This window comes from Oleiphilus messinensis (assembly GCF_002162375.1).
GTDB lineage: Bacteria > Pseudomonadota > Gammaproteobacteria > Pseudomonadales > Oleiphilaceae > Oleiphilus > Oleiphilus messinensis.
Genome location: NZ_CP021425.1, coordinates 3,800,866 through 3,815,849 on the forward strand (window position 1 = coordinate 3,800,866; position 14,984 = coordinate 3,815,849).

The 14,984-nt window shown below is 47.6% G+C and carries 9 protein-coding genes; 1 reads left to right on the forward strand and 8 read right to left on the reverse strand.

Translation table 11 applies throughout. The features are described 5' to 3' along the window. Positions 1–658: 658 nt before the first annotated feature. The 3 genes from OLMES_RS16620 to OLMES_RS16630 form a co-directional block, all read right to left on the reverse strand. The gene (locus OLMES_RS16620; protein ID WP_087462301.1) at positions 659–1,438 is read right to left on the reverse strand and encodes a hypothetical protein; all 780 of its coding nucleotides are present in this window, start codon (positions 1,436–1,438) and stop codon (positions 659–661) included. A 163-nt stretch (positions 1,439–1,601) separates the two neighbouring features. Next, complete coding sequence (locus tag OLMES_RS16625) at positions 1,602–2,642, reverse strand: AraC family transcriptional regulator (protein WP_087462302.1); 1,041 nt, start codon at positions 2,640–2,642, stop codon at positions 1,602–1,604. Positions 2,643–2,681: 39 nt separating this feature from the next. Beyond that, entirely contained in the window at positions 2,682–3,659 is a 978-nt protein-coding gene (locus tag OLMES_RS16630) for a GGDEF domain-containing protein (protein WP_087462303.1), read from the reverse strand. A 445-nt stretch (positions 3,660–4,104) separates the two neighbouring features. Between OLMES_RS16630 and OLMES_RS16635 the strand changes: the two genes are divergently transcribed. Continuing rightward, complete coding sequence (locus OLMES_RS16635) at positions 4,105–6,189, forward strand: phytase (RefSeq protein WP_087462304.1); 2,085 nt, start codon at positions 4,105–4,107, stop codon at positions 6,187–6,189. A gap of 97 nt (positions 6,190–6,286) precedes the next feature. Here OLMES_RS16635 and OLMES_RS16640 read toward each other — a convergent pair whose 3' ends face one another. The 5 genes from OLMES_RS16640 to OLMES_RS16660 all read right to left on the reverse strand — a co-directional run bounded on the left by OLMES_RS16640 (position 6,287) and on the right by OLMES_RS16660 (position 14,866). Next, positions 6,287–7,510: a DUF1552 domain-containing protein gene (locus tag OLMES_RS16640; protein ID WP_087462305.1), complete on the reverse strand. Its 1,224-nt coding sequence runs from the start codon at positions 7,508–7,510 to the stop codon at positions 6,287–6,289. A gap of 30 nt (positions 7,511–7,540) precedes the next feature. Continuing rightward, on the reverse strand, positions 7,541–10,393 hold the full coding sequence (locus tag OLMES_RS16645) for a DUF1592 domain-containing protein (RefSeq protein ID WP_198343009.1): 2,853 nt from the start codon (positions 10,391–10,393) through the stop codon (positions 7,541–7,543). 19 nt (positions 10,394–10,412) lie between these two features. Beyond that, entirely contained in the window at positions 10,413–12,191 is a 1,779-nt protein-coding gene (locus tag OLMES_RS16650) for a cellulose binding domain-containing protein (RefSeq protein WP_087462307.1), read from the reverse strand. A 394-nt stretch (positions 12,192–12,585) separates the two neighbouring features. Further along, positions 12,586–13,650 carry an AraC family transcriptional regulator gene (locus OLMES_RS16655; protein WP_087462308.1) on the reverse strand — a complete coding sequence of 355 codons (1,065 nt, stop codon included), beginning with the start codon at positions 13,648–13,650 and terminating at the stop codon, positions 12,586–12,588. A 31-nt stretch (positions 13,651–13,681) separates the two neighbouring features. Further along, positions 13,682–14,866, reverse strand: coding sequence for a DUF6160 family protein (locus OLMES_RS16660; RefSeq protein ID WP_087462309.1), 1,185 nt, complete (start codon positions 14,864–14,866; stop codon positions 13,682–13,684). Positions 14,867–14,984 lie beyond the last annotated feature (118 nt).

Here is a 14,984-nt window from a genome sequence, read left to right on the forward strand (position 1 = left end):
ACTAAACCCATGTCTACGCAACATTGTTTCTCCCAAATAGCAGTTCCCGAATGAAGCTCCCGAGTATAGGCATGCACATTTGCCATGCTCAGTTCTTACACATCAAGATACCGAATCATCGAAACAGGGAGTTAACCCAATGCTCTCCAATCCTTGCCTATTCCTGTCATGCAAAGCAGGTTTACATTTTTGTAAAACCAAAATCATTGCAAAACCCGCCAACAGTTGAGTACATACCGAACCCCTCATCTGCGGGGCGTTCCAGCCCTGTATTAGCCTAGTTGCGACCAAATTATAATTACTGTGTTTCTGCCATGCAGTTTATGCCCATCCCGCAGAGGGCACCACCAATTGGTTACTCATCCTTTAAAAGTATGGTTGGGAATCTGGGTCTCACGTATGATTCGTCTTCCACGCTGTCATCCATTGGATGATACCAAAATGGGTTCGCTTCCAAATCAGATCTCTTCAATTTATTGATTTGAATTGCCACACTTAAGCCCTCCTTACTGAAAATATGTTTAATACAATTGTGCAACATTGACAGAAATAACGCGATGACAGAGTGTCTATTGCACCAGTTACCAATGCCAACTACCAGCAGAATCAAATCATTGACGCAAAAGAAACAAACTAAGGGAGTCCACGTCACAACACTTTATCGGAAGAGAAGTTTACGTATACTCCTTTGGAGATTGTCAGTACCATCATTTGGCTCAAAAATATTAGTCGAAAATTCAAGCTCATAAACTTCATCACTTAGTGGAACCACGCTAAACCATGACTCGTTTTTTAACTCTTGCATGGCAAACCCTGTTCGATTGGCCAACTTTTCACTGACCCACATAGTGCTCGCCACCGCTTCTACGTAACCAGATTTGAGGAGTACACGCCCAGGATTGTCTGAAACATCAACTACGCTCATTTGCAACGGCGGTGGCAGACCATTACTCTTCATTTTTAAGCCATCGACACTCTTACCAGCACATTCATATTCCAAAGGATCCTCAGCGTTCTGCCAGTGAATATAATCTCGATTATAAACCCAAGCTTGCACAAACCCTTTTTCTCCGATAAATGGCATTACCCAATCGCGCGGATTAATCACTACTCGTTGAGGATCCCAACATATCTCAACCCGACCAATGTTAAACCTGCCGATCAATGTCGAATCTACCTCAAAATTTTCTCCTTCTACTATAAATCCTGTCTTCGAAGATATTAATGACCCAAGTTTACGACAATTAGTTTTCCTTCCATTTAGCTTAAGCTCAGGGGTGAAAGACTCCTGCTTCAACAAAACGTTGAATATGTGGTTCCAAACTGCAAGTTCAGAAAATGACTTTGACTCAAATATAATATCTACACATATCATGTTTATTCGATCTCTTTTTCGATTACTTTTACTCCGCAATTTCAGCCATGCTCTATCGTCCATTGAACCCAAGCTCCCCCCCGCCAACAGTAGCACCTACTCGCAGTGATATTTGCCCTTTGAACTTCAATTTACGAATGTTGTGTGTTAATTAGCAAAAATTATTTGTTGGTGCACAAATTAAAGCCGATGGCGAGCTTTCATACTTCACTCATTAAAATCATTATCACGGCAAAGCCCGCCAGCGCTTGAGTGACCGTCGAAAGTTGCTGACGTCGTAAAAGTTCAGTTTTTCTGCTATTTGCTCATCACTGAGTAGACCTTCTTTTTGCAACAATAAGGTTTCGGAACACCGAACTTCATCTACCAGGCGCTGGTAGTGTGTATGATGAAGTTTTAGCTTACGTTTGAATGTCGCGTCGCTCATTTCCAGTGCGTTCGCCATGTCGCTCAATTTGGGCATGTCCCTCAGGTTTGCCCTTAATCGGCCTCGTACAATGTCGAGCAGGGATAAAGATATTGTCTGCTCCTCGTATTCAGCACACTTTTGACTGACCACTTGATACACCGTGTTGGAAGCCCGCGCCATTTGCCGAGCGAGATCTCCAGTCTGAATACTTAATCTGTATTGCGGAGATTCATAGTGGACGTCTACGCCCCAGTGATCAAACATACAGGGTTGTCGTATGTTTCGGGGATGGCAGACCTCGAGTGTCCAGTTCAAAGGCTTAGGCTGAAGCCAATTGATGCACGAAACGATTGCACTGGCCATCAATTCAAACATAAAACGTTTGAGTTTTAAGTGCGTGACCACACCGAAACGATCATCGAACAATAGACTTGTTGTCCTGGATGTTGAACACAATCTTGGTGTCAACAGTGGCGAATACAGGAAACCGAAACGCTCAAAATTAGACAGAAATGCGTTGATGTCTGGGGAATGCATCAGCAAATCAGAGAATTCATGAAAGCTACCGGGTAAATAGCGGAGTCCAATTGTAGAAGCCATGTCCTCATTTTCATGTTTAATATTGCTGAGCAGGCAGGCGAATTGGCGGGGTGTGACTTTAAAGTTTTGCTTCGCTATATCCTCTTGAAACAATCCCGTCCGCCGTAATATGAAATGCGCAGCCACAGTCCCCTGATGGAGCTGATGCAGCGCTAATTCCAATGGCGTTGAGACATGGCTGATGGCGGGAATGCTACGATCATCTGCTGTCAACCAGTCAAAAGGGATCGGAATCCCTTGCTTGTCATTCAATTTCATTGGACTTGCCAAAACAGATTGCCAACCATCATAAGCGCGCTATGAAGAAGCATTCTCGGAGCCAAACTGCGGCACCTCAAGAGATTGAACGACTAGTGCTTTTCGGGCCTCCTGCAGAAGCGCATCAAGGTCAAAGCCACTGATATCAGAACAACTGAACGCAATCGTCCTCCCCCCAAGAGTCCCTTCGATTCTGTCACTCCCTCCGAGATCAACAGGAAAGGCGGAAATGGCGTGACTGAGTTTTTCAACTCGGTGTTTCGCCTGCTCGCCTTGCAGACCTTCAAGAAAAATTGCAAAACACCCATCCTGATAATGACAAGCCAAATCCTGCTTCCGGATGCCCAATAGCAATAACTCACTGACAGAACTCAACAAGTGATCGACCATACCTGGGCTGTATTCCCGGACGATATTGCTAAACGGATCCACTTGTATAAAAGCTATAGAGGATTGCTGCCACTGTTCAGGATAACGCTTCATATAAGACGACAACTGATCATAAAAGCCGGAATAATCACTTAAACCAAGGGCGCTCCGGCTGCGCTTATCACTGCGGAATGCCAGCTCTCGTTTCGCCATAAACCGGTTAATCTGGCTTTGTTCTTCTCGCCAAAAGTACACTGCGGCGGTAAAGATCATGAGCCCTACGGGAAAAGACTCCAACCAGCTGTCCCATAAAACGCCATCCGGCAGTTCAATGAATTCATCGAGTAGATCCTGCTGCGTGGAGATCATGATTCCAATCAACCCCAGTGCAAACAAATTTGTAACTCGCCCTGCACTTCGAATGGATAGTATCAACAGGAACCAGCTGAAAACTAAAATTTGGGCCAAACCTTCTCCCAGGATATCCGCCCAGTCCCAGTCCTCCCGGGGCTTGAATTCCCCCCCCAGATAATTCGCCAGTCCCTGCACCCCCAACAGCAAGATGCAGCAACAAATCCAATAACAGTGTTTGAGGAGATGTGCAATGTTGCCCATCATCGAATACTTGATACGGTGAATAATGTCCATGGTGTGGTGGTATCCGAGTGAACCGGCAATTCCCCTCTAACGTTCATTAAATTGTCATAAAATGGTTTTACGCAGTTTTAGTTTCATTTTTATGACAAAAGGAATGATGCGTCAGTCCAATGAGCTCATACAGAATTGAGCTGCGATTCAAAATAAATGAAGATCAACTCTGCCGGATTGGTTTGAGCGATAGAATCCCGACATCAGCAATACGACATACCAGCAATTTAAATTCAATCCGGCGAAAAACGATCAAATACAAAGTGCGATTAGCTCATATCGATCACAAAGCGACCACTTCCACCACCATTTTCCGGCTGGGACTGCCCTCTGAAAATCACCTGTCATGTTTTAGTCATACATACTTTCTACTTTCACGCTCACGCAACACGGATGCAGTCGATACGCATTCAAAACTCATAGAAACCCAGAACAGGAAAGTGAAATGTATAAATCAGGTTTACCGTTATTGGTACTTGCCGCATTGTTAGGCGGATGTAACAGCGACGATAATGACAGTCCCAATCCCGATAACCAGAACACCGGCACGGCTGTCAAAAGCGATCTCGTAACGGCAACACACTACAGTGACATTGCCGATGCCACGGTATGGCAAGATCCCGAGAACCAGAATAAACACCGATTGATCGTCACACTTGAGGGCGATGGCCTTGCCGTTTTTGACGAAAATGGTTCAGAAGTGTTCCACGATGACAGCAGTGAATTCCTGGGTGCCGATATTCGTTACGGCATCAAAGACATCAACGGAAACGCAGTTGATCTACTGGCTGTAGGCTTACCGGAAGAAGAAAGCATTCGCTTTTTTTCAGTATTTGATAACACCATCGAACCACTCGGCGACATTTCACTTCCCGTAGAGCCGTCTGCAATCTGTCTGTACAAAAACATTACCACCGGCGAACTCACCGCCACTGCGACCTCCGAAGAGGGCGATGTCATCCAGTACAAGATTGAATTTGAAAACGGACAGATCAGCAGTACTGTGAATGATGAGTTTGGCGATCCCATAGCAGTCAGACATTTCAACGTCGGGGGCGAACTGAGTGCCTGCATTATTGACGATCAGAACGCTACGCTTTATGTCGCCGAGCAAGACCTCGGCATTTGGGCCTATGGATCCGATGCCGAGAATGTGAAAGAACGGCGTTTGGTGGATAGCATAGAACCACTGGGCCATCTGCAAGAAGTGGAAGGTCTCGAAATGGTCTATCAGCCCAACGGTAAGGGCTATTTGATTGCGGCAGATGAAGGTGCAGGGTTTCTGGTCTATTCCCGTGACAACAACAATGATTATTTAGGGAAGTTTGAAGTCGATGGTATCGAAGAGGCCAAAGCCCTTGCCGTTGCTAATCAGGCCCTGTGGCTGGCCAATACGGAAGCAGATGAGCCAGTATATGAACGCGTTTCAACCGAATCCCTGTCTCGAAAGCTTCCTGATCTGGATGTCAGCTTTTCAAACATTATCGATCATCGTCAACTGCACGTTACAGGTGTCTCGTTAGTTGCTGCCAGCGGCGAAACCAAAGAAGTGGATGATGATGGTGACGCAGCAGATGATCCAGCATTCTGGCTGAACCCCGACGATGTCAGCCAAAGCCTGATTATTGCCACCAACAAACAAGGTGGTCTGATGGCATATGACCTTCAGGGCAAAGAGATTCAATACCTTGAAGGCGGCGAACCCAATAACGTGGATATTCGCAGCGACGTAACGGACTGGGATGGATCGACCTTTTCTCTGGCAGCAGCATCCAACCGGGAACTGAATACGATTCCACTGTATAAAATCAGCGCAGCTTCCGACAACAATCCGCCTATTCAGCCATTAACCGCAATAGGAGAGCAAATTCATGGAGCCGCCGCCGAGTTAAAATCTAACGTCGACGAGGTGTATGGGCTGTGCCTTTACCAAGCACACAATGGCACGCCGTATGTCTTTGTGAACGGAAAAAATGGCACGATAGAACAGTGGGAATTATCATTCCAGGCATCAGGTGTCGAAGGCGAAATCGTCCGTACGCTTTCCGTTGCAACCCAGCCCGAAGGCTGTGTCGTCGATGATGAAACCCACACCCTTTATCTGGGAGAGGAAGATCACGGCATCTGGTCATTTTCAGCAGAACCTGCAGCCGCAACAACAGGAACCTTGCTCGCCAGTACTGACGGGGAACAACTGGTTGCTGATGTAGAAGGATTGACGATTTACAACAGCGGCAACGAAAAGTACCTGATCGCGTCCAGTCAGGGGAACAATACCTATGTTATCTATGACTTGAATAATTCGTTTGAAATCGTCGGTACCTTTGCAATTATTGGCAACGATACACTGGGTGTAGACGGAGCAAGCGATACCGACGGCATTGTCGCAACGTCAGCAAACCTGGGTGCGGCCTATCCCGAAGGCATGTTTATCGCTCAGGACTGGTACAACATCGATCCTGCGTACCAACTGGAAAACCAGAATTTCAAACTGGTCAGTTGGAAAGCCATTATTGAACGTGTTCGATAAGCAAGGCTCTCGGTCATATCGCCACGGGCTAAGAGACAACGCTTAGCCCGTGCGCAAACCCGGCCTGCCAATAAGAAGCAGGCCCCCTATTCCGCAGCTAAACCAGAACCCCTGGAATTTCCCGACCAAAGTCGAGTGTCACACCACAGGCCCGAGCCGCAGTGTGCAAAAGATCGTGCTGATTAAAACCATTGCCCGAGGTGGTCACACCTCTTTGAATCGCGCCCCCACCGCCTGCAATTAACAATGGAACATCACTGGAACCATGCACATCGGCATGCCCCATATCCGTCGTCTCCACAACAATAGTACTATCCAGAATCCCCTCATCCCTGAGACGTCCAATCAAGTACGCAGATAAACTGCCCAAATGGCGACGCATTTCAACATAATAAGGGTAGTCAGGAAGCCCATTACTCCCGCCATGAATGGATTGATGGTACAGCCCCTGATAATTCAATTCAGGAATACGAAACTCCCCCTGATGATTACCAAATGCTAGCGACACTGAGCGGGTGAAGTTACATTTCAAGGCTGCCACTGCAATATCCGCCTGCAGTCTGGCCTGTTGACTGAACGTTTCGTGCGTCAAGGGAAACTCAGTTCCATTGGGTGCAGCTGAACATGTCCCGCCACCTCCCCCTAGATCATCCAGGCGGCGACGGGTATCATCAATCGCCTGCAAATGCTCATCCAGACGCTGCACTTCATATCCCGCCAGTTTGCTTCTGATCGCATTTGCCGCAGCGGCATGAGCATCCATAATCGGGGTTTTAGGGTTGCTATTGGCACCAGAACCAAACAACAGATTGAATGCATTGAATGGATTGTCCTCAAAAGGGATCTGGGAATTGCCGTCACGGGTCAAATACCCCTGACCGTTACTGTGTACCCCGAGATTAACGTAGGTGAAAGGCATTCCAGGACCGAGCTGTTTGCCCATTTGCACATCATAACTGTCGCTGCCATTCCAGCGATTGGAGAGCAGTAACGGTGTGCGACCGTGGCCACCACTGGTGTGTGCCATATCAAGCAGGAAATTACATTCTGTCTTAACCGCTTCATACCCACTCGACATCGCCGGTAAGACCATACTGCTTCCCGACCCTGTGGGCACCCAAAAATCCCGAATTGCGCCACCAGGTACATAAATGGCAACTGATTTATCCGGTGCATCCGCCGCATCCGCGTGACGCGCAAACAGCATTCCCGAAACCAGCGGTGAGCCGGTAATAAGTGCTTTGGAAATCCCCGAAGCCGCGAATGTCTTTAATAGGCGTCGACGGGTTGAGTTAACATCGTCAGGGGTAACTTTTTTCATCGTAGAATCCTTATAAACTTGTGGATTTGCCTATTCACTGCGGGCCCAGGCTTTTCGATACCGAACCGCCTGCAAAGAACCAAAGGCTTCAAACATCGAGCGTGGGCTTCCAGTCATCATCGCGTTCGTCAGTGTGTCGATTTCACAGGCATAACCTGCTTTTTCCTGCTCACTGAGTTGTGGCCCTTCCGGATTTGCACTATCGATATTCTGATAACCCACCCCCATAATGTAACGGAACATTTGTTTCGGCAGACAAGTTTGCGCGGAAGACAAATGAGCCAGCTGTTGCCCCAACCCTCGTGCCCCCTCAAACATGATCGATTCCTGTACTTCACTGTATTTTACCGGGGCGAAAAGCGTACCGGTGGCATCAATCGGGTTGCCTTTTAAATCGGTTGTCCGGACTCGGCCTACGGTATCAAAGTCTTCCATACCAAAACCAAGTGGATTGATGTATTGCTCATGGCAATTGGTGCAAGGCTCATCTTCCGTCAAACGATGATATTTCAAGCGATTTGTGGTGGCCGGATCCTGCAAGAAGTCAGACAATTCCGCCAGTTTTTCCTCCCGTGCCGCAAAGGTACCTGCAGGCGGATCCGGCTGATCCTGACATAGCATACGCCGACGGACGCGTACTGAACGCAAAATCGGTGACGTTTCTTCTGCTTCGCCCCAACGCGCCATAAATGCGCCATTTGCCAGGATGCCTCCCCGCTCACTGGTGCTCACCAACTGCATATCCGCCCCGGTTACGCCACCAATACCGTAATGTTCCGCAAGCGTCTGATTCAAAAACGTATAATTTGCACCATACAAAGCGGCAAACGGTTCACTTGGCTCCAACAGGATATGGGCAAAGGTTTCATTCAGTTCGTTTTGCAAATGCGGTACTAAACTGGCAAAACCTGGCCAGATCGCCGTATCTTTTGCGGCATTTCCCAACGCATTCGTACCCAGCCAACTGCCGACAAACTCGCCAAGAACAGGCCTGGCCTGATCGGCAAGCCGTTTTGCCTGCAGCTCAATATTTTCAACCGTTCGCAGTTCATCTCGGGCGGCAGCGTCGAGCAACACTTGGTCCGGAGTTGAGCCGGTAAAGGTATACGCGAGGAATGTGGCCATTTCGTATGAAGTTAACTCAAAGGCGTCCGAATCAATTTCATCGTTATCCGAATTAGGTTCCCCCAGTTCGTGTCGGTACAGAAACTGCGGTGAAGCCAGCATACTTTCAAGTGCCATCTGGATGCCGGCTTTAACCTCACCTGAACTGTGTATACCCTCGGCCATTGCCCGGTACAGCGTAAGCTCATCCTCTGTTAAAGGCCGACGGAAGATCTTCGGCGCCAAATCCGCTAAGAATTGCTCAGCACAGAGTTGATCGTAACTACTGCAGTTTAGTGCCGGACTGAAATCACGCTGGGCGGACCAGTCAGCAATGCCTTCAGCAACAAGCAAAAAGTTGCTGTACGATGCAGGGGAAACGGAGGCGTGGGTGTTGTTGAGAAAGAACCCCACTTGCGTGTCCGGCGATAACCCGGCACCCGCATCATAATCAACCCCCAAAAGATCCTCTACGGTATTTTGATATTCTGAACGGGTCAGAATTTTCAACTGTCTGGCACCATAAATTACGGGTGTTTGTGACGGGTCGCAGGCCAGCTCTGTGACCCAAAGCGTCTGCACATAGGTCGCGACATCTTCAGCACACGACAGATCACATGCCCCCGGATCTCCCAGTGGCATTGCCGTGCTGATATAGGTGGTCATCGCGGCGACATCTCGCGGGGTATTCAGTGCCGGAAAGCTGCCAATACCCTCACCATCGGTACCATGACAACCGGCACATTGTGCCGTATAGGTTTGCCGGCCACGCTCAAGTGGGTTTTCCTCAGTTGCGGTGATACGTAAGATATTACTGGGTAACGACGGTACGCCATTGTTTAGCGCAATAACTTTAAAATCATAACCACCCGATTCCGGCAGATTGTTATCCAGTTGGATTGTATTCGCTGGCAGCTCGGCTGTAGTTTGCCAGTAACCATCTACAGTTTTACGTCGAACCAGAAACAGGGTTTCAATATCACTGTTATCCTGCCAGGTTAATCTTGCCAACGCCGCATCCAGGTCAAAATCACCGCCCAATGCGGTAGGCGATTCCGGTTCGGTGGGCATCACAATAGGTACACCTGTTCCCGCATCGACGACGTAGCTTAAATGAAAATAAACCGGTACAGCCTGCCCAATGGAGCTGAGGTTGGCTACAACCCTCAAGGCTTCGATACCGCTGGCCATGTCAAATTGCTTACTATCAATGTTAATCGGTTGCAGTGTTGTTACCGAGACTCGGGTTGACGAGTTTTTTACCACCAACACATCCGCCTCAACAGCCTGTCGCACGCCGTGCAGGCTAAGTTCACCGACCAGGGTCTGTTGCAGGGTCGTACCCGGCTCCATTTGCTCAATTGCCGCAATATCCACTTGGGTTTGAAAATAGGCCGTCGGCAAAAAAGCCGTCTCAAACAGCAACGCTCCCAAACGTGTATTGCGAATTTCTACGCCGGTCGATACGGTATTGAGATCAATCGCCAATATCGCATTGCCAGCTTCCGATATCGACCCGGACAAGGCGGCTGACTCACCGGCTTGCTCCATGAATGTATTAATTTCAGCGGTATGGTCTTTTTTAATGGATACATACTTTAGCGTTGAAGAATCACCCTCCAGCTGCCACGTTAACGCACTGGCAACCGGCCCAGTCAAACACAAACATAAAAGAACTAACCCCCTGGCTGCAATACCGGACCTTATTGCCCGGACCTGTGAGCGCAAGGATTCGAACAAGGGCGAGCATTTGATGAAAATTAGATCGAAATGCGTCATGATCTTTCCTCCCACAGGGTTATTGCGCGTTGAAAACGAGCGTGAAATTGGTAGGTACCGAGTAGCTGATGACGTTGAGGCCTGCCAGCTCCCGTAACACGTCAATACCCGCGGTGAGTCCGAAATCTGCGGCATTCACAATAATCGGAGTGGTGTTTTGCACCAGAAACTGGCCTGGCTGCAATTTTGTGATTCTAACTTGGGTATTAATCGGAACGCGGAATCCATGTAAATCCAGCACCGGAGAGATGTCGCGCTCAAGGGTACTGCCCGCGTCCATTGCGGTAATATCGGTAAGATCGATATTGAGCTCCACTTCGCCGTAATTGAACGATCCCGTCTCGAAAAGAAAATCACGCATACGCTGATTTCGGATGTCGATCCCGGTTTCCACACTATCGAGATTGATCCGCAGCCTGACTGTACCGGTCTCAGAGACAGAGCCACTCAAATCGGTAAACTGATGCGTCTCGACAACGTGTACTTTCTTGGTCGAAACAAAATATAAAGAGGAACGATCCGAGTCCAGCGAGTAGGCAATATCCGGCTCTGGCGCTTGTGCAGAAATGGAGAGGGTGGATATTTGAGAATCAAGCGAGCCATCCGTGACAGTGAGTGTCACGGCATAATTTCCGACTTGATCAAATGTATGGGTTGGCGTGGCTTCATTAGAGAAAGTACCATCACCAAAATCCCAAAGGTAGCCCAGATCATCGCCATCCGGATCGGTTGACCCACTACCATCAAAGTTGACGGTTAAAGGTACAACTCCAGACGTCGACGAGGCGGACATTACAGCAACTGGGGGCTGGTTTCCTCCAACGGCAGTGCAAATTCCACCTAGAACAGGGAGTTTTGCAGATGTATTCAGATTTGCTTTAGTGCCATTGAACCCGAAATCAACCGTGCTACCAGACTGAATTGTGGCATTGTAGGGTTTGTTCGCAGCGTAAAACAGATCAGACCCTGTAAGGTTGGCATTCCACATGTGATTTATGGTTGTATCGTCCGGAAAGTCGAGGGTCACCGTCCAACCCTCAATAGCCTGGCCGGATTGATTGGTCAATTTGACGGAGGCCGTGAAACCTGCGTTCCATTCATTTTCGATCTCGTAGTGGCAGGCGACCTGCACAGGCTCCGAACTCGTTACCTGCACCGTCGTAGTAGCGGGTGGAGAGGTTAGCGATCCATCACTGACAGTTAACGTGACTGCGTAGATTCCCGGTGTCGTAAAAGTATGGATTGGATTCCGCAGGCTGGAAACAGTGCCGTCGCCAAATGCCCAGAGATAGGTCAACTCATCGCCATCAGGATCGTACGCATCACTGCCATAAAAACTGACGGCAAACGGTGCATCACCTGTCTGCGCTGATGCTCTGACAATCGCCACAGGTGGATGGTTGGAAATATCGGTCTCACAAATACCGCCCAGCACAGGTATTTGGGCAGGCTGGTTAGCCGTTGATTTTTGACCGTTAAAGCCAAAATCAACGCGACTGCCCGGCAGTATTTTAGCGTTGTAGCTCATATTGACGGCGTGATAGGGGTTTTCTGCGGCCACTGACGCATTCCAGATCTGGCTGATTGAGACACCGTCCGGAAAATCCAGCGAAGCCATCCAGCCATCAATCTCCTGATCAGAATTGTTGGTTATTTGTACTGAAGCTGTAAATCCAGTGTTCCATTCGTTTACAACAGTGTATTCACAGGTTGCAGCCATTAGATGGTTTATATGGAGTACAGTTACAAAAAGTAAAATCGACCGAAAACATGAGAAGGCAGTCATAAAAACCCTCATTAAATTAATAATTTACCTAAGAATAGCTTAACAGCATCAGGGTCGACAAATAATGTGTCAGTGCTCAATTTACGTAATTGACTTCGAGGAATAAAATGTGAATAACAAACGCTCGGCAAAAGCACAAAAAAAGGCTATTGCAGGACACAATAACCTGAAGGAGCAGATGGTCTGCTCGGAAGTAAGGTAAAAAGTTATCAGGACTTGATAGCTTCTCCAATACCGGTTGAAACTCCCTTTCAGAGTGAAGTTTGTCGATGCACTGACAACCTCACCAACCGAAACTCCATATTAAAAAAATATCTGGCTCGGAGGTAATGAATATACTTGTGTGCGGTACTTAATTATCTGCATAACGACTGCTCTTCAACTTTTAAAGTCATGGCCGACGTTATCAACTTTTATTAGCCTCGAAATATTTTTGCCGATATTGACTGGGGGACAAACCTGTCCAACGTTTGAAAATGCGGGCGAAATAGGACGGGTCACTGAATTTCAATTCAGAAGCGACTGCAATGATCGACATTGTCGTGTCAGACAGGTATTTCTTCGCGAGCTCGAGACGTGCGGCGTTCACTATTTCCTGGTAGTTCGTCCCTTCGGATTCAAGACGACGACGCATGGTGCGGGAACTCATATTGAAACGCTTACAGAGTTCATCAAACGTGAGAAAATTTCCATTACTGACATCAAGTACATTTCTAACTCGAGTTGTCATTAATACACCGGGTACAGGAAGACCCGCCAACAACGACTGGCAACTGCGCAGTGCCGCCTGCAATGTTGCTTCATCATAGAAAGAAAAAGGTAAATCTGCGAAAGCTTCAGGCCCTGTTATTCGGTGTTGTTTTTGCCCGAAGCGAACTTCCGATCCGAACACCCTCTGATACTCCGCTAAATAGAATGGAACGGGGAAGGCAAACTCAAATTGCAATTCCTGGCAGTTTGTTTGCGTGAGTAACTGAACGATTGAATGGATACTTGCAAATATCGCCTCCAGCGCAAAGCGAAATGCTACATCTGCATTTGGATCCTGTTTCAGCGATACAACAGCATCATCATCTTCTTCAATAATGAGCGAAAAAACACCGTTGTGCACATCATACTCGGCGGAGATAAGATTGAATCGAGTACGGATGTACTGATGAATAACTTCGAGCACTTCACGGGTATTTTTACTGCTGAGCGCAGCGATACCCATCATCCCGTGTGCAGTGACATTAAGATTCTGTCCGAGCTTCAGGCCGAGGTGTGGAACGCCAGTAAGCGTGAGTGCGTTATGGGTGAGCCTTACAAACTGATTTACGGACAAATATTGATCGTCCGCAGAAAGTAGCGCTTGAGGTATCCCGGTATTTTCCAGCATGGCACTTTCAGTTATGCCATACTGTTTGACCAGTCGAACAATTACCGCCGCATAACTTGCGGACATGATTTTAGAGTCATAGTCAATGGTCATTGTTCGTGTTATCTATACCCTGCAGTGTAAGCTAGAAAAGGCCAACTCCTCTATCAATATACTCGGTTTGAGCTCGCTCTATCCCTTGAAAGGCCTCATTAAGATTTAAAGTAAGTCCATTCGGTACATTTAAATACGCCCCCCGAGTCGCATCGACAAAATCTTCAGCGGAGGGATTGGTTAAACTAACATCGCGCAACCATTTTAAATCTCTGGACTGAAAAGCCAAAAAAGCACCGCTTTCCGGGCCAGTCAAATAACTTCGATCACCGACCATTGTTTGCTCACCGATGGCAAGTGTATTAAATGTATCCAGATTGAAACAAGTATTGATGCCAATAACCGCACAATCCTGAACGGTTAAATAAATATCATCGCCTTGGATATCAACTTCGCTGCTCAGTACTGGCCCCAGCAACGAGATTGCAAAACGCGTGAAAAAGTTCGTATCCCGAATAACAAACTCTTCTCCATTCGGAATACCGGCCATGGTCGCACGTATCGGATCAGGATTGCCATCCGCATCAAGCAGGACAGCCTTTGCTTCCAACGGATCTCCAGAAGTTAAATATGGAGCCAACAATACAACAAGCTGATCGAAAATATTTCCGTCTGAGGACGCTTCCGTCAACCCCTCGCCACGGTCCAGTACATCAATATTCAAATCACCAGTCAGTGACTGAATCGAAGCAGACAAGAGCCCCTGCGCCTCACCAAGCCCGAGCCTTACACCCACAGGCCTTCCTGTCGTTTTATCGAGAGCAAATTCCAAAAATGGATCCGTGATGCTGAACGGCACAATTTCGCCATCGCTATATTCTGTACCGTCTGACTTCAGCGGTTTTGCCACACGGGGATTACTGGCATAGTATGCTTCATCATAAATTGTCCCGAGGGAGAAATTATCAAAGATGATATCCGCATCTCTTGCTTCACCATAAGGATCTTCACGTTCGTAGTTCCCGAATTCCAGACGATCTGCATTCAGTTGCGTTTCGATTTTCAAGCCTAGATTAATCCTCAGGTAATCAACATTCGCATCACCCGTAGCGTAGTTATTTTCGTCAATCGCTATAAATGCTTGACCTGTAACATCCGATAAAGTTGCATCATCAAGCTGCTTTAATTCTGCATGCACCTCTATTGTCAATATGGCGAAGACAGCACCCAATATCGAGATCACTGATTTTTTATTCTTTGTTAGCGAGCTTACCATTTTATATATCCTACCCATAAGCAAGGATTGATTTCACTCTGACCATACTAAAAAAGTTAGAAAATTAGCGCTAAGAACATTCGGCCTTAATGCAGGACAATTAGGCCAACTTTCAGTG